Origin of the sequence: Massilia aquatica, from assembly GCF_011682045.1 — a bacterium.
In the GTDB taxonomy this organism is placed as follows: domain Bacteria; phylum Pseudomonadota; class Gammaproteobacteria; order Burkholderiales; family Burkholderiaceae_D; genus Telluria_A; species Telluria_A aquatica.
The window spans coordinates 166762-190725 of the sequence record NZ_VVIW01000011.1 but is presented as its reverse complement, the minus strand read 5'-3'; the positions used below and the strand labels follow the sequence as shown (position 1 = coordinate 190725).

Annotated in this window: 22 protein-coding genes; 12 read left to right on the top strand and 10 right to left on the bottom strand. The window is 60.3% G+C overall.

Annotation, left to right across the window (positions count from 1 at the left end):
- Positions 1 to 623 precede the first annotated feature (623 nt).
- From F1609_RS19430 to glmS, 4 genes are all read right to left on the bottom strand, one after another.
- Positions 624 to 1109: a hypothetical protein gene (locus F1609_RS19430; protein ID WP_167078185.1), complete on the bottom strand. Its 486-nt coding sequence runs from the start codon at positions 1107 to 1109 to the stop codon at positions 624 to 626.
- 13 nt (positions 1110 to 1122) lie between these two features.
- Positions 1123 to 2235 carry a HigA family addiction module antitoxin gene (locus F1609_RS19425; RefSeq protein WP_167078184.1) on the bottom strand — a complete coding sequence of 371 codons (1113 nt, stop codon included), beginning with the start codon at positions 2233 to 2235 and terminating at the stop codon, positions 1123 to 1125.
- A gap of 15 nt (positions 2236 to 2250) precedes the next feature.
- Positions 2251 to 2547, bottom strand: coding sequence for a type II toxin-antitoxin system RelE/ParE family toxin (locus F1609_RS19420; protein ID WP_167078183.1), 297 nt, complete (start codon positions 2545 to 2547; stop codon positions 2251 to 2253).
- 524 nt (positions 2548 to 3071) lie between these two features.
- Positions 3072 to 4901, bottom strand: a complete 1830-nt coding sequence (gene glmS, locus F1609_RS19415) for a glutamine--fructose-6-phosphate transaminase (isomerizing) (RefSeq protein WP_167078181.1) — start codon at positions 4899 to 4901, stop codon at positions 3072 to 3074.
- Positions 4902 to 5063: 162 nt separating this feature from the next.
- Here glmS and F1609_RS19410 point away from each other — a divergent pair, with 162 nt between their 5' ends.
- From F1609_RS19410 to F1609_RS19400, 3 genes are all read left to right on the top strand, one after another.
- Positions 5064 to 5531: an Lrp/AsnC family transcriptional regulator gene (locus F1609_RS19410; protein WP_167078179.1), complete on the top strand. Its 468-nt coding sequence runs from the start codon at positions 5064 to 5066 to the stop codon at positions 5529 to 5531.
- Positions 5532 to 5641: 110 nt separating this feature from the next.
- Complete coding sequence (locus F1609_RS19405) at positions 5642 to 6421, top strand: ABC transporter ATP-binding protein (protein WP_167078177.1); 780 nt, start codon at positions 5642 to 5644, stop codon at positions 6419 to 6421.
- Positions 6418 to 7623, top strand: a complete 1206-nt coding sequence (locus F1609_RS19400) for an ABC transporter permease (protein WP_167078176.1) — start codon at positions 6418 to 6420, stop codon at positions 7621 to 7623. The genes F1609_RS19405 and F1609_RS19400 overlap by 4 nt, the downstream gene beginning before the upstream one ends.
- A gap of 137 nt (positions 7624 to 7760) precedes the next feature.
- On the opposite strand, the gene glmU is transcribed toward F1609_RS19400, so the two are convergent.
- Entirely contained in the window at positions 7761 to 9137 is a 1377-nt protein-coding gene (gene glmU / locus F1609_RS19395; RefSeq protein WP_167078174.1) for a bifunctional UDP-N-acetylglucosamine diphosphorylase/glucosamine-1-phosphate N-acetyltransferase GlmU, read from the bottom strand.
- A 27-nt stretch (positions 9138 to 9164) separates the two neighbouring features.
- Between glmU and F1609_RS19390 the strand changes: the two genes are divergently transcribed.
- The 5 genes from F1609_RS19390 to F1609_RS19370 all read left to right on the top strand — a co-directional run bounded on the left by F1609_RS19390 (position 9165) and on the right by F1609_RS19370 (position 12770).
- Positions 9165 to 10061, top strand: coding sequence for a DUF6279 family lipoprotein (locus F1609_RS19390; protein ID WP_167078172.1), 897 nt, complete (start codon positions 9165 to 9167; stop codon positions 10059 to 10061).
- A 119-nt stretch (positions 10062 to 10180) separates the two neighbouring features.
- Entirely contained in the window at positions 10181 to 10825 is a 645-nt protein-coding gene (rsmD, locus tag F1609_RS19385; RefSeq protein ID WP_167078170.1) for a 16S rRNA (guanine(966)-N(2))-methyltransferase RsmD, read from the top strand.
- Between the two features lie 120 nt (positions 10826 to 10945).
- Positions 10946 to 11443, top strand: a complete 498-nt coding sequence (coaD, locus tag F1609_RS19380) for a pantetheine-phosphate adenylyltransferase (RefSeq protein ID WP_166889171.1) — start codon at positions 10946 to 10948, stop codon at positions 11441 to 11443.
- A gap of 40 nt (positions 11444 to 11483) precedes the next feature.
- Positions 11484 to 11750, top strand: a complete 267-nt coding sequence (locus F1609_RS19375) for a YfhL family 4Fe-4S dicluster ferredoxin (protein WP_166881240.1) — start codon at positions 11484 to 11486, stop codon at positions 11748 to 11750.
- Between the two features lie 423 nt (positions 11751 to 12173).
- Entirely contained in the window at positions 12174 to 12770 is a 597-nt protein-coding gene (locus F1609_RS19370) for a chalcone isomerase family protein (RefSeq protein ID WP_229421949.1), read from the top strand.
- An 82-nt stretch (positions 12771 to 12852) separates the two neighbouring features.
- On the opposite strand, the gene F1609_RS19365 is transcribed toward F1609_RS19370, so the two are convergent.
- Positions 12853 to 13140, bottom strand: a complete 288-nt coding sequence (locus tag F1609_RS19365) for a hypothetical protein (RefSeq protein ID WP_167078168.1) — start codon at positions 13138 to 13140, stop codon at positions 12853 to 12855.
- Positions 13141 to 13284: 144 nt separating this feature from the next.
- Between F1609_RS19365 and F1609_RS19360 the strand changes: the two genes are divergently transcribed.
- Positions 13285 to 14235 (top strand): LysR family transcriptional regulator, encoded by a 951-nt coding sequence (locus F1609_RS19360; RefSeq protein WP_167078166.1) that lies wholly within the window; start codon positions 13285 to 13287, stop codon positions 14233 to 14235.
- A 40-nt stretch (positions 14236 to 14275) separates the two neighbouring features.
- Here the strand turns inward: F1609_RS19360 and F1609_RS19355 are convergent, their stop codons facing one another.
- On the bottom strand, positions 14276 to 14893 hold the full coding sequence (locus F1609_RS19355; protein WP_167078164.1) for an FMN-dependent NADH-azoreductase: 618 nt from the start codon (positions 14891 to 14893) through the stop codon (positions 14276 to 14278).
- Between the two features lie 124 nt (positions 14894 to 15017).
- Between F1609_RS19355 and F1609_RS19350 the strand changes: the two genes are divergently transcribed.
- Entirely contained in the window at positions 15018 to 15914 is an 897-nt protein-coding gene (locus tag F1609_RS19350) for a LysR family transcriptional regulator (protein WP_167078162.1), read from the top strand.
- Positions 15915 to 15938: 24 nt separating this feature from the next.
- On the opposite strand, the gene F1609_RS19345 is transcribed toward F1609_RS19350, so the two are convergent.
- Together F1609_RS19345 and F1609_RS19340 are read right to left on the bottom strand one after the other, a co-directional pair.
- Positions 15939 to 17501 carry a methyl-accepting chemotaxis protein gene (locus F1609_RS19345; RefSeq protein WP_167078160.1) on the bottom strand — a complete coding sequence of 521 codons (1563 nt, stop codon included), beginning with the start codon at positions 17499 to 17501 and terminating at the stop codon, positions 15939 to 15941.
- 148 nt (positions 17502 to 17649) lie between these two features.
- On the bottom strand, positions 17650 to 18105 hold the full coding sequence (locus tag F1609_RS19340) for an Lrp/AsnC ligand binding domain-containing protein (protein ID WP_126073517.1): 456 nt from the start codon (positions 18103 to 18105) through the stop codon (positions 17650 to 17652).
- Positions 18106 to 18321: 216 nt separating this feature from the next.
- On the opposite strand from F1609_RS19340, the gene putA reads away from it, so the two are divergent.
- Both putA and ald read left to right on the top strand, forming a co-directional pair.
- Positions 18322 to 21969, top strand: coding sequence for a trifunctional transcriptional regulator/proline dehydrogenase/L-glutamate gamma-semialdehyde dehydrogenase (gene putA / locus F1609_RS19335; RefSeq protein WP_167078158.1), 3648 nt, complete (start codon positions 18322 to 18324; stop codon positions 21967 to 21969).
- 34 nt (positions 21970 to 22003) lie between these two features.
- Entirely contained in the window at positions 22004 to 23119 is a 1116-nt protein-coding gene (gene ald / locus F1609_RS19330; RefSeq protein WP_167078156.1) for an alanine dehydrogenase, read from the top strand.
- Here ald and F1609_RS19325 read toward each other — a convergent pair.
- Positions 23089 to 23901 carry a 5'-methylthioadenosine/adenosylhomocysteine nucleosidase gene (locus tag F1609_RS19325; protein WP_167078154.1) on the bottom strand — a complete coding sequence of 271 codons (813 nt, stop codon included), beginning with the start codon at positions 23899 to 23901 and terminating at the stop codon, positions 23089 to 23091. The genes ald and F1609_RS19325 overlap by 31 nt on opposite strands.
- Between the last annotated feature and the right edge of the window lie 63 nt (positions 23902 to 23964).

Genomic DNA, 23964 nt, shown 5'->3' with positions numbered 1-23964 from the left:
ATCATTCGAACCACTTCCAGCTTCAGGCTGGGATCGAATGTCTTCCGCTTTCTTGTTGCCATGTATTACTCCTCAGATGGTGGATTTTCCACCTATTGAGGTGTCCGAGCAAATTAGACCACAGCATGGCTCTTCGCACTTTCGTAAACACGCCGCCCGCCACCCCGTACGATTACGCTTTAGCGGTTGAATCTGCCTGTCGTCTTCCAAAATTCAGGACACTGCGTGTTCTTCACGAACTTGGGCTTGCGACGAGGTGAAGAAGGACGAGGTACGTATTCGCCCGATTTTTTCAGCGAAAAACTTGGTCTATAAATCAACAGATCGGACTGTCCCTGCTTACTTCTGCGAGCGAGCATGATTGATAGTCGGCTGCGGGATCAAAAGGGGGAAAAAGCCTGGCCTCCGAGTTGAGTTGTCGGGAGTTTCAGCATTTTTGTGTACGGGCCCTCTGACACTTTTCCATGGCGCCGCTTGCGGCCCAATGTGCAGAACTCGACTGGCTAATTCATGCCCGCCGATGGCTTCCTCGTGTTGTCGAGAATTTAGCGACCACGATCTTAGCTTACGGAACCCGTTCAATACCCACAGAAATTTATCTAGTCCGGTCGTTCACTACCATCTTATGCTGCTTTCGGCATCCTAAAGGGAAGCTGAAGTTCCTCAACGTCATATGTAAAATCCAATGGAACTTGGATAGGGGTTTTCAGTGGGTCTCTTGCATTGTAGACGTCCGCATCCGTCTTCAATTGAAAGCAATCGCCAACGATCTGTTGGCGCCTTTGAGAGAAAGATCTCACAAAATGCTCGCGTGGAGCGCGCTCATCATCCATATCAGCCCAAAGCGACATTGACTTCCCTCCTTGCTTTGAGCGCACCGCATGCTTTGCACGATAACGCTGGCCACTCTCATCAGTGCGGTATTCCTCACGAAACACCTGGGCAATGTCCGCCGCAATTGCATCGACAATTGTGCGCACGCTAGGCTTATGTAGGCCGTTACGGTAAGCCCATTCCGCCACAAGGTGCGGATTCAATAGGCCGTCCCCTCCGACCTCGAGCTGATACCGCTCCAAGTATGCCTTGACCTGATTTGCATATGCTGACATTTCCGACTCCTATCTACTCAGAAAAAGAACCCCATCCATCAGCATCTGCGAACGGCAGTATGCATCCTCGCACCTTGACTTGGTGCTTACGCAGAAAATCATGGCGACCAAGTTTCCGCTGTAATTGTCCGACTACGATTCCTGGATGCACATTGATACGCTGTGCAAAAAGGAGAACCTTTTGTTCAGAAAAATAGGGCTGGACCCGAGCAATAAAATTTTCGAGCTGAGCACTAGGTACACAGAATTCGGCACCCGCGCTGTTCGCTCGTAGCTCACATTCCGATACTTCCAATTCCGCATTTCCCAAATCAGAATCTAAAATCGGCCCATCAGTCTGCCCGTCTTCCTGAAGAACGTGTTCAATTTCATGACGCAAGACGAACCAAAAATTATCGATCCGGTCGAAGCGCAGAGTCATTCCGATGACCGGCTTGTCCTCTGCCAGCCAGAAGCAGGCACCATCAATTTTGGACCCCGCGAAAGCCTCGACGAAAACAACCCGTACGCCTGCCTCGGCAAGTATCTTAGGTACGTGACGAGTCTCTTCTGGCGCTAGCGTAAGCGCTTTCAACTTCTCAACCGCAGATAGCAGCTTGCTTCGCGCATATGTAGGCAGCTTCTGCTGCTCAGCCATGGAACGGACACGAAAAAGCCAAGCGAGCTGAAGAGACGTAACATCAGAGAACACGTTCGTCTTTTTTGCGTAATGAGGTATTGCAGGCTGATTGCTTAGATTCGGGATGGAATAAAACTCGCAAAAGCGCTGTTCTAGAACATCCAAATTTTCACTTTCTCTGATCCACCCCCGTCGTAACATTTCACGCACAGGGAACATACCGTACAGCCGTGATTTACGAACCACGTCGTTGTTGGGCTTTACTTTTGAAAGCTGGTATTGGCTTTCCAAATTCATCCAGTATTCAGCGGACATGCCAAATGCATCGCCCAAACCTCGGGCGGTCTCCGGCGTGACCGTGCGCTTCCCAGCGATTAATTCGCTGATAAGACGCGGGGGACGATCCAAAATATCCGCCAGCTCTTGCTGGGTCCAATCCCGCGCCTCGAGTTCTTCCCGGAGGAATTCACCTGGCGGGAACACTTCAGCAGGCACTCGTGCGTTCATCATTTCTCCGTTATTTTAGTGATAGTCGACGATCTCAACGATTGCGACAATCTTGCAAGGGTGTTCACCCCTTAGTTCTAGAATCAGGCGCCACTGCTTATTCAGACGAATCGAATATTGACCACTGCGGTCACCCTTTAATTTTTCAAAGTGCATGGCCTTTGACGCGTAAAAATCTCGCTCGTCCACTGCGGCGCGAATTTGTTGCATTCGCATGCGAAAGGCGCGAACGATCTCGTTGGAGAGGCCAGCACTGAACTGGGCATCTGTTTCTAGGCGATCGAGGTCATCATTGTCGAATTCAACATCCATCTAGAGAGGATATGCTGGATTTCACGGAACGTCAAGTTCCATCTTTACACTTGATGTAATGATCGAGATAAAAGATTCAAGGCAAGTTGCTGCCGGCGAGCAATGTCAGCAGGAAAAGCGAGTTTTTGTAGCTAGCGGCAGCGGCTCGACGAGCTAAAGTTGCTGAATTAGCGATGCCAATAGAAGGCGAGTTAAAGCCCGTTCAAGGGCGCATTCGCGTGACTCTAAGTGGTAAGGGCATCAAACGTGATGTGCAAGCTGTCATGTTTGGACCTTCGTCGATCGACATACCGGAACTTTCGATCGTCGGCAGACCGAAACTCCCATAAGACAAAGCGGACGGCAAGCCGCACCTTCCAGCCAAAGTTGGCGGGCTAGAAGTTGCGGCCTTTCGTAGGGACCACAGGAAAGTCGGGTCTAACTCACATCGGAGCTAGACGGCGCGCAGCGAATTTTTTCTTCGACCAACTTAATTGTTCTCCGACCGACTTTATTGTTTCCAATCACTAAGCCAGCAAGCAGTTTTACTCCACCGTCACCGACTTCGCCAGATTACGCGGCTTGTCCACATCCGTGCCCTTGGCCAGCGCGGTGTGATACGCGAGCAACTGCAACGCCACCACGTGCAGGATCGGCGACAGCAGACCATAGTGTTCCGGCAAGCGAATCACATGCAGTCCATCGCCCGAGGTAATGCGCGAATCCACATCGGCAAACACATACAGCTGGCCGCCACGCGCGCGCACTTCCTGCATGTTCGATTTCAGCTTTTCCAGCAGCGCATCATTCGGCGCGATCGTCACGACCGGCATTTCATCGGTCACCAGCGCCAGCGGGCCGTGTTTCAGTTCGCCCGCAGGATACGCTTCGGCGTGAATATACGAAATCTCCTTGAGCTTCAACGCGCCTTCCAGCGCGATCGGATAGTGCATGCCGCGCCCCAGAAACAGCGCATTGTCCTTGCGTGCAAAGTCGTCGGCCCAGGCGATGATCTGCGGCTCCAGCGCCAGCACGGCGGCAATCGCCACCGGCAGGTGACGCATCTGTTTCAGGTAGGTCGCTTCTTCTTCGTCCGACAGGCGGCCATTGACCTGCGCCAGCGTCAGGGTCAGCAAAAACAGGGCGGCCAGCTGGGTGGTGAAGGCCTTGGTCGACGCCACGCCCACTTCCACGCCGGCGCGGGTGATGTACGACAGGGCGCATTCGCGCACCATGGCGCTGGTCGCAACGTTACAGATGGTCAGGGTGTGCACCATGCCCAGGCTGCGCGCGTGCTTGAGCGCGGCCAGGGTGTCGGCCGTTTCGCCGCTTTGCGAAATCGTCACCACCAGGGTGTTTGGATGCGGCACGCTGTCGCGGTAGCGGTATTCACTGGCGATCTCGACCTGGACCGGGACCTTGGCCACCGATTCCATCCAGTACTTGGCGGTCAGGCCCGAGTAGTAGCTGGTGCCGCAGGCAAGAATGAGCACGCGGTCAATCTGTTTGAAGACCTTGAACGCGTCGTCGCCGAACAGTTCCGGCATGATGCCGGTGACGCCTTCGAGCGTGTCGCCGATGACGCGCGGCTGCTCAAAAATTTCTTTCTGCATGTAATGGCGATACGGACCCAATTCAGCAGCGCCGGTATGGGCATGCACGGTTTTCACATCGCGCTCGACAGGTTTACCGTCGACGTCGACGATCCAGACTTTCGACAGTTGCAGGTCGACCACGTCGCCTTCTTCCAGGTAGATGATCTGGTCGGTGGTGCCGGCCAGCGCCATGGCGTCGGAGGCAACAAAATTCTCGCCCTGGCCGATGCCGACGATCAGCGGCGAACCCTGGCGCGCGGCCACCACGCGATGCGGTTCTTCGCGGCTGAACACGGCAATTGCGTAGGCGCCGTGCAGGCGCTTGACGGCCAGCTGGACGGTCTCGAACAAGTCGCCGCTATACATGTGGTCGACCAGGTGGGCGATGACTTCGGTATCGGTCTGGCTCTGGAAAACGTAGCCGAGCGCGCTCAGTTCGGCGCGCAGCTCGTCGTGGTTTTCGATGATGCCGTTGTGGACCAGCGCGATGCGGGCATTCTCTTCGGTTGGCGAAAAGTGCGGGTGCGCATTGTGCGAGGCCGGCGCGCCGTGCGTGGCCCAGCGGGTGTGGGCGATGCCGGTGAAGCCTTGCAGGCCCACGCTGGCGATCTGGGTTTCGAGGTCGGCCACGCGCGAGGTGCTGCGCGAACGCACCAGCTTGCCGTCGACGTGCAGCGCCACGCCGCACGAGTCGTAACCGCGGTACTCAAGGCGCTTGAGACCTTCGACCAGGATGGGGGTAATGTTACGTTGTGCTACTGCTCCGACGATACCGCACATGATGACCTCGATGTAGAAATGGATGAATGCGCAGATCGTAGTTGAGCCAGCATGAAATATGCTTTCTAATTTGATATATTATTGATACATTATTTCATCAACCAGTTTGCATGAATTATTCTTTCATTTATCAGTTAAAACCTTTGCGGATCATCAAACGCCATGCTTGCCAACGAACTCGACGACGTCGACCGCCGCATCCTCAATATCCTCCAGCTTGATGCATCGCATACCAATGCCGAGCTTGCCGAGCTGGTCCACGTGTCGCCGCCCACCTGCCTGCGCCGGGTCAAGTACATGAACGAGGGCGGCATCATCGAGCGCCAGGTGGCGATCGTCTCGCCCGACAAGGTCGGCGCGCGCCTGACCGCCATCGTCGAGATCACGCTCGATGTGCAGGCCGCCGAGCGCATGGCCGAGTTCGAGCAGCATGTGGCGGCCGAAGCTGCCGTGCTGCAATGCTACCGGGTCGCGCCCGGCCCCGATTTCGTGCTCATCGTGCAAGTGGCCGACATGCCGGCCTACCACGCGCTGGCGCACCGTCTGTTTGCCACGCGCACCAATGTGCGCAACGTCAAAACCTATTTCTCCACCTTCCGCAGCAAGTTCGAAACCCGCATCGCCGTCTGACTATTGCCATTGAGTAAGCTCAACGGCCCCCCGCCTGAAACGGGTTCTACTCGCTAGTGGCGCGCGTCCTCCTGGCGATGCGCGCTACTAGCGAGGCGGGAGGTGGAACGATGGATGTCATTCTGGAACACGATGGGCCGATGCCCCCGGCGCCCAAGCCGCCGGGCGACCTGGTGCGGCTGGCGCGGGTGCACAAATATTATGGCGGGGGACTGTCCGGCGTGCATGCCCTGGATGGCGTCGAGCTGCAGATCGGCGAAGCGGAAATGGTGGCCATTTGCGGTCCCTCGGGCAGCGGCAAGACCACCTTGCTCAATCTCATCGGCATGCTCGACCACGCGACCGAAGGCAGTATCGTGATCGCCAAGCTGCTCATTGCGCGCCTGCCGGAACAGGCGCGCGCCGACCTGCGCAATGAAATGATGGGCTTCGTGTTCCAGGCGTTTACCCTGATCCCGGTGCTGACGGCACGCGAAAACGTGCTGCTGCCGCTGATGCTGCGCGAATCGCTCACGCGCAAGGCCTTGCGCGCCGCCAACGCGCGTGCTGGCGACCTGCTCAACCAGCTTGGCCTGGCCAGCCATGCCGATACCTATCCGCCGCGGCTCGACCCCAGCCAGAGCCAGCGCGTGGCGATTGCGCGGGCGCTGATGACGCGGCCGCGCCTGGTGCTGGCCGACGAGCCCACCTCGCGCCTGGACAGCGCCAGCATCCGCCTGGTGATGGACCTGTTCGTCCAGCAGCAGAACGAGCACGGCACCACCTTCATCATCGCCACGCGCGACCAGCGCCAGCTGGGCCGCAGTACCCGCACCTTGCAGCTGCAGGAAGGGCGTCTGCACGTCGCGCTGGGCGACCCGGAACGCCAACCCTTCCGGGTCCGCTTATGAGCCCGTACCGGCTGGCCTTGCGCACCCTGCTGCTTAACCGCCCGCGCAACGTGCTGGCGACCCTGCTGATCGCCGCCAGCCTGTGCGTACTCGACCTGTTTGCGGGCAGCATCGCCAGTACCCGTGCCGGGATCGAATACCAGGCAGTCATCGTGGAACGGATGGGCCACCTGACCGTGCTGCCGGGCGCGGCGTCGGGCGCGCCACGGCAATTGCGGCGCTTCAGTGCGGACGAAGCAGGGCGTGTGCGCAGCTTGCTGGCCGGCGTGAAAGGGATCGCGCTGGTGGTGCCGGAAATGAGCGTCTCCGGGATCGCCACCACCGGTGAGCGTTCGGCCACGTTTGCCGCGACTGGCGTGCCTGACGCAGCGGCCGGGACGGTGTTGCAGGCGGCGCCGGGCAAGCTGCAAGCGGGCGTGGACAATGGTGTGGCCATCAGCCAGGCCAAGGCCGCAGCGCTCACGCTGCGCGTGGGCAGCGCGGTCACGCTCACGGCGGCGGTGCCCGATGCGGCGCCCCGGCAGCTCGTGGCGCAGGTCGTGGATGTGTACCAGGAGGGCGGGGGCGCAGGCGAGGGCAAGGCCCGTTCGATGCTGATGCCCCTGGCGCTGGCGCAGGACTTGCTCAATACCGGCAGCATCGAGCGTTTTGTTGTTTTTTTGTCAGACCCGGCCTTGATGGAACAGCAGCGTAGCGCACTGGCGGCGGCGCTGCGCAAGGCGGGAGTCCAGGCCGAGGTGCGCACCTGGCAAGAGTTGTCGCAAGCCTACATGCGTGCGCGCAGTGCGTCCGACCTGGCGTTCGACAGCATCGCGGGGATGGTGTTCGCCGTGATTGCGGCCAGCATTGCCGCCACCATGTCGATCAATGTGCTGGAACGGCGGCGCGAAGTGGCGACCTTGCGCGCGCTGGGCATGCGAAGTCACTCGGTGTTTCTGATGCTGGTGACGGAGGCGCTGGGCATGGCGGTGATGGGCGTGGCGGCCAGCCTGATCGGGAGCGGGGTGATTGCGTGGGTGATCAACCGGATGAGCTTGTCGGACGGGGCGCCCCAGGCGCTGGCGGGGGCCATGCCGGTCGAGCTGGATGTGAACCGGATGATGATGGCCGTGGCGGCGGTGCTGGCGGTGGCCTTGATGGCGGCGCTGGTGCCGGCGTTCAAGGCGGCCAGGGCGCATGTAGCGGTCGGGCTGGTGGGGTAAAGATGCAGCGCTCGCGTCCGACCCATCGCTTGCTTACAAACCGTCTCTCCCGCGCAGGCGGGAGTCCATAGCACCTTAGAGCAGAGGTGCTATGGGCTCCCGCCGAGGGCCGCCTTGGCGCGGGAGCGACGGCGAAATTACTTCTTCACCTTCACCGGCCGCGTCCAGTTTTCAATCGTCATCTGCTTTGCGCGCGAAATAGTCAGCTTGCCGGCCGGCGCATCTTTGGACAAGGTGGTCCCGGCACCCAGGGTCGCGCCCTTGCCAACCGTAACCGGCGCGATCAGCTGGCTGTCGCTGCCGATGAATGCATCATCTTCAATCACGGTGCGGAACTTGTTGGCGCCGTCATAATTGCACGTGATCGTGCCCGCGCCAATGTTCACGCGCGAACCCACCGTGGCGTCGCCAACGTACGCCAGGTGATTGGCCTTGCTGTGCGCGGCGATCTGGCTGTTCTTGATCTCGACGAAGTTACCGATATGGACGTCTTCCGCCAGCACTGTCCCCGGACGCAAGCGTGCATACGGCCCGACCACCGACTTGGCGCCCACCACCGCGTCTTCTATATGACAGAACGGTTTGATATTGGTTCCCGCCGCAATGCGCGCGTTGACCAGCACATTGTGCGCGCCCACGTTCACGCCGTCGCCCAGTTCCACGCGGCCTTCGAACACGCAGCCGACGTCGATGGTTACATCGCGTCCACAGATCAATTCGCCACGCACGTCGATGCGCGCCGGATCCAACAAGGTCACACCTTTTTCCAGCAGCGCATTGGCAATATTGAGCTGGTGACGACGCTCCAGCTCGGCCAGCTGCACCTTGCTGTTCACGCCCGCCACTTCCCACTCGGCCGAAGGATTGGCCGACACCACCGGCACGCCATCCAGCACGGCCTGGGCCACGATGTCGGTCAGGTAATACTCACCCTGCGCGTTGTTGTTCGACAGCGAACCGAGCCACTTTTTCAAATGGCGCGTCGGCGCGACCATGATGCCGCTGTTGATTTCGCAGATGGCCCGTTCGGCTTCGCTGGCATCTTTTTCTTCGACGATGCGGGTAATCGTGCCGCCTTCGCGCACGATGCGGCCCAGGCCGAACGGATTGGCCTGCACCACGGTCAGGATGCCGAGCTTGTCGGTGCCGGCGGCCTCCACCAGGCGCTTGAGCGAGGCCACGGCGGTCAGCGGCACGTCGCCGTACAGGATCAGCGTCGGGACATTGTCATCGAGCTGCGGCACAGCCTGGCTGACCGCGTGGCCGGTGCCGAGCTGCGGCTCTTGCAGCGCGGTATCGATGGCGGCGTGGCCGGTGTTGTCCTGGCTTTTGAGCATCTCGGGCACCGCTGCGCCGCCATGCCCGTAAATAACGCATAATTTGCTCGGTGCAAGTGCCCTTGCCGTATCGATCACATGCTGCAGGAGGGGTTTGCCCGCCAGCGGGTGCAGCACTTTCGGCAGCGCAGATTGCATACGCTTTCCCATTCCAGCGGCAAGAATCACTACGTTCATAAGCGTTCGTTCAAAAAGAGTTAATAAATGAAAAAGTTTAACACGCAGGAACCACTTTCCCGGCGCTTTCGCGTTCTTTGCATGCTCGGCGTAATGGCCGTGCTGACCGCTTGCAGCGGCATCAAACTGGCCTACAACCAGGGCGATACCTTGCTCTACTGGTGGCTCGACGCGTATGTCGACCTCGATTCGGAGCAGGCGCCGGAGGTCAAGCAAGATATCAAGGAACTGTTCAAGTGGCACCGCCAGACCCAGTTGAAGGACTATGTCCACATTCTCACTACTGCCCAGCGCCAACTTGCAGGCAACCTGAGCAAGGCCGACCTGGATGCCGATTACCGCGAGATCATGTCGCGCACCGAACTGCTGGCGCAAAAGGCCTTGCCGGAACTGACTGACCTGGCGCTCTCGATCAAGCCCGAGCAACTGGCGCACATCGAAAAGAAGTTCGAGAAGAATAACGAAACCTTCCGCAAGAAGTTCGTGCGCGGCAGCGTCGAAGACTTGCAGGAGAAGCGTTTCAAGAAGTCGATGGAGCAGTTCGACCTGTGGTTCGGCGGCTTCAGCAAGGAACAGGAAGTGCTCTTGCGCAAGGCTTCCGATGCGCGTCCGCTGAACAACCAGCTCTGGCTCGACGAGCGCATCCGGCGCCAGCAAAAGATCATGACGGTGCTGCGCAAGATCGATAAGGACAACCTGGGCAAGGAGGCGGCCGCGCCGCTGGTGCAGGGCCTGGTCAAGGATATGCTGGCGCGCACGCAAAGCCCCGAGAACAAGCAGTTTTTCGATACCTACACCGATGGCACGATGCAGATGATCTTGACGGCCGCAAAGATCGCCACGCCGGAACAGAAAGCCCATGCGCAAAAACGCATGCAGGGCTGGATCAGCGACTTCAACATCCTCGCCGCAGACACCAAGTAAGCGCATCCGCATCACCCTCGCACCCGCCGTCCGGCGGGTGCGCAAGTCCCCCGCCACGCCGCAATCCCCATTCCCCCCATGATATAGTGCGCCGGATCAGCAATCCGCCTCTCGTCGCCATGCAAAAGAAACCCGCCAAAGTCCCGGTGCACCGCCCGCCGCCGCCCAAACAAGTCCGCATCATCGGCGGCGCCTGGAAGCGCTCGACGCTGCCGGTGCTCGACGCGCTCGGCCTGCGTCCCACCCCGGACCGGGTGCGCGAAACGGTGTTTAACTGGATCAACCACCTGTGGGACGCCAACTGGGCCGGCGCCGATTGCCTCGACCTGTTCGCCGGCAGCGGCGCGCTCGGTTTCGAAGCGGCCAGCCGCGGCGCCCGCTCGGTCGTCATGGTCGACAATCACACGCCGGTGGTGCGCCAGCTGGGCGACGTCAAGATCAAGCTCAAGGCCGAGAACGTCCAGGTCGCCCGCGGCGAAGCGCTTGCCACTGCGCAAAACATGGCGCTGCGCGGCCAGCGCTTTCAGTTGGTGTTCCTCGATCCGCCCTACCAGCAAAACCTGCTCGAACGCAGCCTGCCGCTGTGCACCGGCCTGCTCGCGGAAGAGGGGCTGGTATATGCCGAATCCGGCGCGCCGCTGCCGTTCGAACCGGACGACGGCAGCGCCGTGCCCGACTGGCTCGCGCCCTGGGAGGCGGTGCGCAACGACAAGGCGGGCATCGTCTTCTATTACCTGCTCAAGCTGCGCAAAACGGCAGCGTAAACACCATTTGCCAGCGCTTTGTTCGGCCGCGATCCGGGCTCCCCGATGGCGCTGGCGGGAGCGCGCATGAATTTCAGGCATAATGCGCGTTCTATATTGGTGCATCTCTAGGGAGCCGCAATGGTTGTAGCCGTTTATCCAGGAACCTTTGACCCGCTCACGCGCGGCCATGAGGATTTGGTGCGCCGTGCGTCCGGGCTGTTCGACAGCCTGATCGTGGGCGTAGCCGACAGCAAGAACAAACGCCCGTTTTTCTCGCTGGACGACCGCCTGGAAATCGCCAATGAGGTGCTGGGCCATTATCCGAACGTGAAGGTCGAGAGTTTTTCGGGCCTGCTCAAGGATTTCGTGCGCAAGCATGACGCGCGCGTCATCGTGCGCGGCCTGCGCGCCGTCTCCGACTTCGAATACGAGTTCCAGATGGCGGGCATGAACCGCTACCTGCTGCCCGATGTCGAAACCCTGTTCCTGACGCCATCCGACCAGTACCAGTTTATCTCCGGCACCATCGTGCGCGAGATTGCCATGCTGGGCGGCGATGTGTCGAAGTTCGTGTTTCCATCGGTCGACCGCTGGCTGCAGAAGAAGATCGCCACCATGGCGCCGCCTTCGGAATAAAGTAGCAAAGCAGAACAAAGCAAAGCAAAGCGAAGCAATCATGGCCCTACTGATTACCGACGACTGCATCAACTGCGACGTGTGCGAGCCCGAGTGCCCGAACGACGCCATTTACATGGGTGCCGAGATCTACGAGATCGACCCCAACAAATGCACCGAATGCGTCGGCCACTTCGATGAGCCGCAATGCCAGCAGGTGTGTCCGGTCAGTTGCATTCCGTTCAACCCGGCCTGGCGCGAAACGCCGGAACAGTTGCGCGCTAAGTACGAGCGCCTGACCGCCGGCAAGGATACCCCGGCCGCCTGACGCGCTGACGGCAGCTTGAACCGGCTATCGGCACACGTGACGCGCTTTTAAGCCGTATTATTAACTTATAAACTGATGTGCCTTTACAGCCACACTTTTGTCCTATGATCATCAATTTCCCACTCTAAAATGCCCTTGCGGCAATTTTTTTAGGAAATTCGATGGTATATTTGCCTAGTTCCTTAGCGCTTCACCATGACATTTTCCTCGCAACCCGCATTTCGGCCCAATCTCGACCGCACAAAAAGTCTATAATACCCGCCGCGTAAATACGATGGCGGCGATAGTCGTGTCGTCCGTCGTGTCTGCTGCTGCGTTGAAGAAAATGTGGGGCTGCCTGTTGAGAACACAACGCTGGCAAACCGCAGGCCGGCGCCACGGTTATTTATGCGGAACAAAAATAGTCAAACCACTGGAGACACCATGATCGCAATGAACAGTTTTAGTTTCAAAGGCTTGTTGGCAGGTATCGTCCTCGCTTGCGCCTTCGGCCAGGGTGCCTCCGCGGCGGAGATCAGCGGCGTCAAGCTCGACGATACCGTCAAGGTCGGCGGCAAGGAGCTCAAGCTCAACGGTTTCGGCATGCGCCAGAAATTCGTGGCCAAGGTGTATGTGACCTCGCTGTACCTGCCCGAAAAGAGCAAGTCCCTGCCTGAGATCCTGAAGATGGACGGCCCGCGCCGCGTCACCCTAGTGATGATGCGCGACCTGACCTCGGACGATTTCGGCGACGCCTTCATGAGCGGCCTGAACAAGAATCTCGACAACAACGAAAAAGCCAAGATCGTCACCCAGATCAGCAAGTTCGGCGAAATGTTCGCCTTGCTGCAAGTGCTGAAAAAGGGCGATGTGCTGCACCTGGACTGGATTCCCGGTGTCGGCACCCAGTGCGAATTCAACGAAAAGAAAATCGGCGAGATCGTGCCCGATATCGCTTTCTACAATGCGATCCTGCGCATCTGGATGGGTGAGCATCCGGTCGATACGCACTTGAAGACAGCTCTGCTCGGTGGCAAATAAGATCCCTGAGCAATAAAAAAGCGGCGCCGGTGATCACCAGGCGCCGCTTTTTTTATGGGCTGCGGGAGCAGCCGCGAGGCAATCAGGAACGGGCCGCCATGGCGCGCAGTTCGGCGGTCAGGCTGGCGTTGCCGGAGGATGAATTGGTCATCCGTTGCAGCAGCCTGGCATTGCGCATATTGCGTTGCGCGGCCATCTGGTCCTTGCTCATGCGTGGTTTGACCACCAGCACCAGCGCGCGGAAGATACCAACCAGCAAAGGCTTGAAGAACAGGGCAACGGCGGCGATCCCCAGTACCCAGGCGGCGCTGTGCACCAGCGGCAGCAGCGACAGGGCGGTATCGCCGACGGTTTGAAGCAGAGTAGACATGATAGTGAAAACGCAGGATCAGTTGTTATGCGTCAACTATAGTGCAACGCAACATATAAATCCAATTCCAATATCCAATACCGATTATATCAATGGTGAATGGATTGCGGTATGATAGCTAATCGCTAACTCTTTTCGATCATCATGAGCTTTCTGACCCTGGATTTGAACCTGCTGCGCGTGTTCGACGCGGTGATGACCGAGCAAAACCTCACGCGCGCGGCCGGGCACCTGGCGATGACGCAGCCGGCGGTCTCGAACGCGATCAAGCGCTTGCGCGAGAGCCTGGGCGATGAATTGCTGATCCGCACAGCCTACGGCGTCAAGCCGACCCCGCGCGCCGAGTCGCTGTGGCCGGCCGTGCGCCAGGCGCTGGCCGGGCTGGAAGCGGCGGTCACGCCGGAAACCTTCGATGTCTCCAAGGCGCACGCCACCTTCCGCATGGCCATGGCGGACGCCACGGCGGCGTTCTGGCTGCCGTCGCTGATGCGCTCGATCGAGAGCGAAGCGCCGGGTGTGAACGTGCGCATGGTGCCGCTGACCACGCGCGAACCGCGCCCGATGCTGCTGCGCGGCGATATTGACCTGGCGGTAGGGTTTTTCCCCGGGGTGGCGGCGCAGTTGTCGAGCGACACCAGTTCGCCGATCCGCCATGAGCGCCTGTATTCGGGCCATTATGTGTGCGTGATGCGCAAGAACCATCCGCTGGCCAAGGTCGAGCTGGGGATGGAAAACTATTGCGCGGCAAATCACTTGCTGGTGAGTTTTTCCGGGCGCGCGCACGGCCTGGTGGACGAGGCGCTGGCGCAGCTGGGCCGCGAGCGCCGCATCTTGCTGACCGTGAACCAGTTCTTTACGGCAGGGCGGGTGGTGGCCAATTCGGATCTGATCACCGTGCTGCCGAAGCACTTGATCGCCTCGACCGGGATGACCGATGCGCTGGTGTGGCGCGAGCTGCCGTTCAGTTTGCCGGCGGTGCACCTGGACATGCTCTGGCACGAACGCGACGCCCGCAGCCCGGCGCACAAATGGCTGCGCAAGCATCTGGAAGGGATGAATACGAGCAACTTGCGGGCGGTGGCGAACAGCGACTGAGCTGTTCGCGCAGCCTCGCGCCGGTGGGGGGCGGCAAGGTTCAGCTGGCTGCGGCCCGTTCCAGCTCGGGCGCGAATCTGGCGACGAATCCCTCCATCGTTTCCTCGCCCAGATCGACCGCCTTGGCGCCACCGCCGGCAATGACGGCGACATCGGTGATACCGATGACGCCGAGGATCAGGCGCAGGTAGTGCGTGGCGATATCACGCTCGCGGATGGGCGAACCCTCGGTATACACGCCACCCGAGGCGATCAGCAAGGTCGCCTTTTTACCTGTAACAAGCCCACCTCCATCGAAGCCGAGCGTCATCCCCTTGCGCACGATGTGATCGATCCATGCCTTCAGTGCGGCGGGCACGTTGTAATTGTAGACAGGCGTTGCAATGACGATATGGTCGGCGGCGAGCAGTTCGGCGACCAGCTCGTCCGAGAGCCGCAGCGTTTCCTTCATCGCGGGCGTGTGCCGGGCAGGCGGCGTGAAATAGGCTGCCAGCCAGGGTGCCGTGACGAACGGCAAGCCGGTTTCCATCAAGTCGCGTTCGACCACCTTGCCGCCCGGATGCGCGGCTTGCCACTCCTGCACAAACCGGCACGTCATGTTGCGTGAAATCGACGTGCTTCCGCGTGGACTGGTTTCCACCACCAAAAGTTGAGTCATTAGAAAACCTCCTTGGAATTGATTACATGCAGTCAATATAAGACGCGCAGCCCCCCTGCGGTAGAGATCAAAATATGATACTTTCTATCGGAATTGGTGATGCATTACGCAAGGGGGAATTGTTTTGATCGGAAGTTTGACCTTGGACCAGTTGCGGGTGCTGGTGACCATTGCCGACACGGGCAGCTTTTCCGCCGCCGGCAGGAAACTGGGTCGCGTGCAGTCCGCCATCAGCCAGGCGGTCGCCACCCTGGAAGACGTGCAGGGCGTGCTCCTGTTCGACCGCAGCGGCCACCGCCCGCGCCTGACCGATACCGGGCGTGTGCTGGTCGGGCAGGCGCGCCTGGTTCTGGCAAGCGCCGGCCGCTTCCAGGCGATCGCCATGAGCACGCACGCCGGCCTGGAGCCGGAACTGGTCATTGCGATCGACCCACTGGTGCCGACCGCGCCCCTGATCGACAGCTTGCGCGCGCTGGGAGAACGCTTTCCCGATCTTCCAGTCAGTTTCTCGACAGAAGGGCTGGGAGGCTCCTTGCGGCGCCTGCGCAGCGGTTCGGCCGCCCTTGGCATCTGCCTGCTGCTTCCCGCCGCGCCCGATGACGTCGTCGCCTATCCCTTGCTCAACGTCGCCATGCGGCCGGTCGTCGCGCCCGGGCATCCACTGGCCGCGCTTGGGCGTCCGGCAACGCAAAGCGATCTGGAGCCGCATGTGCAGCTGGTGCTGTCGGATCCTGTCGACCCTGGCGCGGGAAATTACGGGCTGTCGAGCGCCACGCTGTGGCGCTTCGCCGACCTTGGCCGGCGCATGGACTTCTTGCTGGCGGGCTTTGGCTGGTGCCGCATGCCCGAGCACCTGGTCGCCGCGCCGCTCGCCGCCGGGCAGCTGCAAGCGCTGCGGATCAGCGACGATCCGACCCCGAAGGAAGGCTTGACGATCCATGCGGCCCATATGCGCAACCGCGCACTCGGGCCTGCGGGGCGCTGGCTGCTCGAACACCTGAGGGAACGCCTGGCAGCCTGAATGCGCGCTGCGGACTGTCTGCAGCTATTTGGCCGCCGACCGGTATCCGATCCGAAACCCGCCCCAGTGCTGGCCATCGACATAAATCGGCGCCGACAGGTCGTGCATCACTTCCCCGGTATCGCGCTTGTACGTCTGCAACAAGAACGCCTTGGTATTCGAGCCGCAGCGCGACCCGGTGCGGTCGCTGAAAATGCGCTTGGTGCGGTTATTGACGATATCGACATCGTAATCGCCGGTCAGCGGCTGCGAAAACTTCTTGTTATGGGTCGGAAAATAGCCTTTGCTATCGACCGCGCCCGCATACGCCAGTTGCGGCATGCTGGCCAACAAGGCTTCCTGCAAAGGCGGCAGCACTTTATCGGTAAAGCCATCGAAACGGGTGCTGTGCTTGGGCGGATCGGTATTCGGAATCGGCTTGTAACGGCGCTCGAACAGCGCTTCATGGCTGATCTGGCCCGACTTGATGGCCGCGCTGAACAGCTTGCCGATCTCGGCGGCCGCCTGCTGGGCTGCGATCCGGATCGGATCGTGCGCGCTCGTCAGCATGGAATCTCCCATCGCGCCGGCAATCGATTCAGCCTTCTCGGCCAGCGCCATGGCCGACCCGGTCGCGCGCGGCAACTCCGCATTGGTCGAGAGCATGCTGTCGCGAATATCGGACAGCGCCACGGTAATGCCGCGCGTAGTCTGCACATGGGTCTGCGCGGCTCCGGCAATCTGCCCGATTTCCTCTTGCGACACCCCGGACGAGCGTTCGATATTGCCCAGGAACCCGTGTACCCGCTCCACATTGCCGGCCGCCTCGCTGACCACGCTCGCCAGCGAGGCCATGCCGATGCTGGCCGTTGCCGCCTGCTCATTAATCGCGCGCACCATCATGCTGATTTCGCCGGCCGCCTCGCGCGTGCGATGCGCCAGCTGACGCACTTCGCCGGCCACCACGGCAAAACCGCGCCCGTGCTCGCCGGCACGCGCCGCTTCGATGGCGGCATTGAGTGCCAGCAAATTGGTGCGGGCGGAAATTTCGGTGATGACGTCGGTAAACCCCGTGATGGCCCTGGATTTTTCCTGCAGCGCGCTCATGGTGCTGGCGGCCTGCTGCGCGTCCACGCGGGCGCTGCTGATGCGCTGGAGCCCTTCGGCCACCTCGGCCCGTCCGGCCACGCTTTCGCTGCGCACGTCGGCCGCCACCTTGGCGGCCCGCCCGGCGTTGACGGCAATCTGCTCGGTGGTGCGGGCCACGTCTTCGGCGCTGGCAACGATGCCGACCGCGATGTGCACGTCTTTTTCGATCTTTTTCTTCACCGAATCGACAAAATACGCCGTTTCGGCGGCGCCGATCATGATGTCGTCGATGGAGTGGCCAACCACGGCGATGAACTTCGCGCTATCGTCGCCATCATCGTTCTTTTGCAGGAGGAGGAACAGGCCGACGCTGGTGACGCCCGACACGGCGGCGGCCACTACCGGCCCCAGCGCGGGTCCGGCAAGCAGGCCGATCAGGTAAACCACGAGAACGCCACCAGCGGCAGCGCCGCAACAGGCGAGCACGCGCCGCACTGTCCTGGAATGAAGTTGCTTCATGTGTCCCCTTGGCCGCTCGAATCGCCAGGAGATCCTCAGCAGGGATCAATGCCTTGGTATTCGATACTCATAACCTACAGCATAAGCCTGGGAAGCTCAACGCATTTGAGACACAATGTATCCAAACAAAAACATTTCTGCGGAGTGCTTATTTGATCGGCAGTTTGGTGGTATTTTTCACTTCTTCCATGACGGCGTAAGTATGGGTTTCACGCACGCCTTTCTGGAGCAGGGTCTTGCCCAGGAATTCGCGGTAGGCGGCCATATCCTTGACGCGGGCCTTGACCAGATAGTCGAACCCGCCGGCCACCATGTGGCATTCGAGCACTTCGGGGATGAGCTGGACGCTGTTTTTGAAAGCATCGAAGACTTCCGGCGTGGTGCGGTCGAGCACTACTTCGATGAAGACCAGCAAGGAAACGTCGAGCAACTGGGGATTGAGCTGGGCCGTATAGCCCATGATATAGCCCGATTCGTGCAGTTTGCGCACACGCTCGAGGCAGGCGGCAGGCGACAGGTTCACCCGCGCCGCGAGTTCCACATTGCTGATCCGGCCGTCGCTTTGTAGTTCCGACAGAATTTTCTTGCTAATCTTGTCCAGCATTGAGATCTCCGCAATAAATTTTATTTGGTGAAATTGTCTCACCAAAAACTATCTATTGCTAGTCTTCTGTAATACCAGAATTAATCCAGAAGAATTCACTCTACAATCGAATCATCTTTTCGCGCACGCCGCAACATCGTTTCCTTAACGGAAAGCCATGTTGACCGTGCGCGGAATCGTCATTCCGATTCGTTTAATCCAAGTAAAGAGTTCTCAATGCAAACTGCCGCTGCTTCGGCCATCCCCTTCGTTCCCTTCTCCGCGCTCCAGGCTGAAATCAAGCCCGAGCAGACACCCTTGCGCGCCGCCATCACCGCCGCTTACCGGCGCGATGAAGCCGAGGCCGTCGCCTGGCTGCTGGGGCAGGGCAACAAAGCCCACCCGGACGCGCACGCGCTGGCGCACAAGCTGGTCTCGTCGGTACGTGAAAAACGTACCCGTTCGTCCGGCGTGGATGCGCTGATGCATGAATTCTCCCTGTCTTCGGAAGAAGGTGTCGCACTGATGTGTTTGGCTGAAGCGCTGCTGCGCATTCCCGACAGCCAGACCGCCGACCGCCTCATCGCTGACAAGATCAGCAAGGGCGACTGGCGCAAGCACCTGGGCGAATCGCCTTCACTGTTCGTCAACGCCGCGACCTGGGGTTTGCTCATTACCGGCAAGCTGGTCGGCACCAGCAGCGAAACCGGGCTCGGCTCGGCGCTGACGAAACTGATCGGCAAGGGCGGCGAACCGCTGATCCGCAAGGGCGTGGACCTGGCGATGCGCATGCTGGGCAACCAGTTCGTGACCGGCCAGACCATCGGCGAAGCGATCAAGAACAGCCGCGACAATGAACAGCGCGGCTACCGCTATTCCTACGACATGCTGGGCGAAGCGGCCCTGACCGAAGCGGACGCCAAGAACTATTACGCTTCGTATGAAACGGCGATCCATGCGATCGGCAAGGCGTCGGCCGGGCGCGGCATCAAGGATGGGCCGGGGATTTCGGTCAAGCTGTCGGCCCTGCACCCGCGTTACAGCCGGGCCCAGCATGCGCGCATGATGAATGAACTGCTGCCGCGCGTGAAAAGCCTGGTCTTGCTGGCGAAACAGTACAACATCGGCATCAATATCGATGCGGAAGAAGCCGACCGCCTGGAAATCTCGCTCGACATGATGGAAGCGATGGCCTTCGATGCGGACCTGGCCGGTTTTGAAGGCATCGGCTTCGTGGTACAGGCCTACCAGAAGCGCTGCCCGTTCGTGATCGATTACCTGATCGACCTGGCGCAGCGCAGCGGCCGCAAATTCATGGTGCGGCTGGTCAAAGGCGCGTATTGGGACGCCGAAATCAAGCGCGCGCAAGTCGATGGCATGCCCGGTTATCCGGTGTATACGCGCAAGGTGTATACCGACGTGTCATACCTGACCTGCGCCAAAAAACTGTTGAAAGCAAGCAGCCTGCTGTATCCGCAATTCGCCACCCATAATGCGCACAGCCTGTCGGTAATTTATACCTGGGCGCAGCAGGACGGCATCAAGGATTATGAATTCCAGTGCCTGCACGGGATGGGCGAAACCTTGTACGACCAGGTCGTCGGCAAGGCCAATCTGGATAAGCCGTGCCGCATTTATGCGCCGGTCGGTTCGCACGAAACCTTGCTGGCCTACCTGGTGCGCCGCCTGCTGGAAAACGGCGCCAATTCTTCTTTTGTGAATCAGATTGTCGACGAAAAAGTGTCGATCGAATCGCTCATCGCCGACCCGTTCGAGGCATCGCGCGCGCAGGGCGGCGCGCCGCATCCGGGCATCGCTTTGCCGCTTGCTTTGTTCAATGCGGAACGCAAGAATTCGGCCGGCCTCGATCTGTCCAATGAAGACGTGCTGCGCGCGATCGGCACCGCATTGGCGCAGCCGCGCAATTACCACGCCGCGCCCTTGATCGACGGCCCGGTGGTGGCCAGCGCCCCTGCATCTATCCGCAATCCGGCGCTGCACCTTGATGTGGTCGGAAAGGTCAGCGACGCCAGCGCGGCCGATGTGGAAACGGCGCTGCACAGCGCCAGCAATTACGCCATGGATTGGCAAACCACCGGGCCGACGGCGCGTGCGGCGATGCTCGCGCGCGTGGCCGATCTGTTTGAAGAAAACTATGCGGAATTGATGGCGCTGGCCATTCGCGAAGCCGGCAAATCGTTGCCGAATGCGATCGCCGAAATCCGCGAAGCGGTCGACTTTTTGCGCTATTACGCGGCCCAGGTGCACGGCACCCAGCACGTGCTGGCACTCGGTCCGGTGACTTGCATCAGCCCGTGGAATTTCCCGCTTGCGATCTTTACCGGACAGGTAGCGGCAGCGCTTGCGGCCGGCAACGTGGTGCTGGCAAAACCGGCGGAACAAACGCCGCTGATCGCGTATCGCGCGGTGCAGTTGTTCCATGAAGCGGGTATTCCGGCAGCGGCCCTGCAATTTCTGCCAGGTCGTGGCGAAGTCGTCGGCGCCGGTTTGACTGGCGACTCACGTGTGAAAGGCGTGATTTTCACCGGCTCCACGGAAGTGGCGCAATTGATCAACCGCACCCTGGCGGCGCGCTCGGTCAAGGAATCGTGCGATATTCCGCTGATCGCCGAAACCGGCGGCCAGAATGCGCTGATCGTCGATTCCTCGGCCTTGCCGGAACAGGTGGTGCAGGATGTGATGACGTCGGCGTTCGACAGCGCCGGCCAGCGTTGTTCCGCCTTGCGCGTCCTGTTCCTGCAACAGGAAATCGCCGATAAGACCATCAAGATGCTCAAGGGCGCGATGCAGGAATTGCGCGTGGGCGTACCCGATCGCCTGGCGACCGATATCGGCCCGGTGATCGATGCGGAAGCGCAGCAAAACCTGCTCAAGCATATCGAACGCCTCAAATCCACCGCGAAAAACCACTTTGCGCTGGAAGTACCGGCGGCGGTAGCGTCGCAAGGCACGTTTGTGGCCCCGACCGTGCTCGAAATCGGCTCGCTGGCGGAACTGACGCACGAAGTATTTGGCCCGGTGCTGCACATCATCCGTTATCGCCGCGACGATTTGCCAAAACTGATCGAGTCGATCAACGCCAGCGGTTTCGGCCTGACCCTGGGCGTGCATTCGCGCATCGATGAAACGATTGATTTCATTACCTCGCGCGCGCACGTCGGCAATATCTATGTGAACCGCAATATCGTCGGCGCTGTGGTCGGCGTGCAACCATTCGGCGGCGAAGGCCAGTCCGGCACCGGCCCGAAAGCCGGCGGTCCGCTGTACCTCAAGCGCCTGCAGCGCGCCGCGCCGCCGCTGCTGCAACATGACCGCAAGGGCACGCCGGGGCTGGACGCCTTGCTGGTGTGGGCCAAAACCCACGGCCACGAGCACGTTGTCAGCCTGGCCGAAGAGTACATGCGCACCACCCTGGCCGGCACCAGCCTGACCCTGCCGGGCCCGACCGGCGAGCGCAACGGCTTGTCGTTCGCCCCGCGCGGCGCCATTTTGTGTGCGGCGGCAACGCCTGGCGTGTTGCTCAATCAACTGGCGGCATGCCTGGCAACCGGCAACCAGGCGATTGTGCTGGCGCGTGCAAAAGAGGTGATTCCCGAAGGCTTGCCGCCGGAAGTCATGGACCGCATTACGTATGTCAAAGGGGCCGATACGGCAGAATGCCATTTCCAGATTGCCCTGGTAGAAGCGTCGCTGGCGGCCGAATTGTGGCCCGTGCTGGCAAACCGCCAGGGCGCGATTGTCGGCGTGATCGATACCTCGGAAGAAGGAGCGATTGCGCTGTGGCGCATGGTGGCCGAGCGCGCACTGTGCGTCAATACCACTGCGGCTGGCGGAAACGCAAGCCTGATGACCTTAGGTCTGTAATGATGTAAACATAAAACAACCCTTGGAGGATGACATGATCGTAGGCGTACCAAAAGAGATCAAGAATCACGAATACCGGGTCGGCTTGACGCCGCCGAGCGTGCGCGAATTAACGTCGCGCGGGCACCAGGTGCTGGTTCAGAAACATGCGGGCGCCGAGATCGGCTTATCCGACGAGGAATATGTGGCGGCCGGTGCGAGCATTGTCGACGATGCTCAAACCATCTTCGCGCGCGCCGACATGATCGTCAAAGTCAAGGAACCGCAACCGGTCGAATGCGCAATGCTGCGCGACGGCCAGATTCTGTACACCTATCTGCATCTGGCGCCGGATCCCGATCAAACCGCGGCGCTGGTCAAATCGGGCGCCGTGTGCATCGCGTACGAAACCATTACCGGCGCCGGCGGCGGTTTGCCGCTGCTCGCTCCCATGAGCGAAGTGGCGGGGCGCATGGCGATCCAGGCTGGCGCGGCGCACCTTGAAAAATCCAAGGGCGGCATGGGATTGCTGCTCGGCGGCGTGCCTGGCGTGGCGGCCGGCCATGTGGTCATTATCGGGGCTGGCGTGGTCGGTACCAATGCGCTGCAAATGGCCGTTGGCACTGGAGCGCGGGTGACGGTGCTCGATAAAAGCATCGACCGTTTGCGCCAGCTCGACCTGGTGTTCGGCAACCGCATTTCGACCCAGTATTCGAATGCCCATGCGATCGAGGAAGCGGTGCTGTCGGCCGACCTGGTGATCGGCGGGGTTTTGGTACCGGGGGCCGCCGCGCCCAAGCTGGTCACGCGCGCCATGATAGCGAAAATGAAGGCAGGCGCGGTGGTGGTCGATGTGGCAATCGACCAGGGCGGCTGTTTTGAAACCTCGCATGCGACCACGCACGCCGATCCGACCTATATCGTCGACGGCGTGGTGCATTACTGCGTGGCGAACATGCCGGGCGCGGTGGCGCGCACCTCGACCTTTGCCTTGAATAACGCGACCATCGGCCACGCCGTGGCGCTGGCGGAAAAGGGCTGGAAAAAAGCCCTGGCCGATGACGCCCATCTGAAAAACGGCCTGAATGTCTGCAACGGCAAAGTCACTTACGCGGCGATTGCCCAGGCACTCGGTTACGACTACACCCCGGCCGATTCCCTGCTGGCTTGAATCCGGCCGCTTTTCAGCTCGGCGCAGAAACGCGTGACGATATGAAAAGCATAACGAGAGGCGACTGATTTCACGAAACGCACGAAATCGGTCGCCGCCTCTTCATTCGCGTTATCTGAAATCGTCCGGATCACCGCAAACGGAATGCCCAGCTCAAAACACACCTGGGCCACTGCCGCGCCTTCCATTTCCACCGCCAGCAAACCCGGCAGCGCATCGCTCAGCTGCGCCAGGTGCGCGCGTTTGCTGATGAACTGATCGCCGCTGGCAATCAGGCCGCGGTGCACCCGTGGCCGCTCCAGGCCGAATTCGGCCCGTTCCGCCTCATCGATCACCGTTTCAAAATCCCTGTCCAGGAAGTCGAGCGCCGCACTGGCGGCGCGCTGGCTCATCTGCGAGTCGGACTGGAAATGCGACAAACCGGTCAGCGGCACCTCGAAGCGGGGAAACAGGGGACTGGCGTCCATGTCGTACTGGACCAGCGATTCGGCCACCACGATGTCGCCCACCTTCACGCCCGCATCGCCGGCACCGGCAACCCCGGTGAACAGGATGTGGGTAACTCCGTACTTTTCCACAAGCGTCGTCGCGGTCATGGCGGCGGCAACCTTGCCAATCCGCGACAGAACGCACACAGCGTCGATGCCAGCGACTTGCCCTGATGCGTAGTTGCGCATGCCATGGATAAGCGTGGCGGGGCCTTGCATGCCTTCCACGAGCCCTTCCTGTTCTTCGTGCAAGGCGCTGATGATGCCTAAACGTATGTTTTTGCCTGTATTCATGCTTTGCAGAACCTTTTTTGATGAATGTGCATGTGGGTAAGTCCGGAGTTTTCCACAAGGATA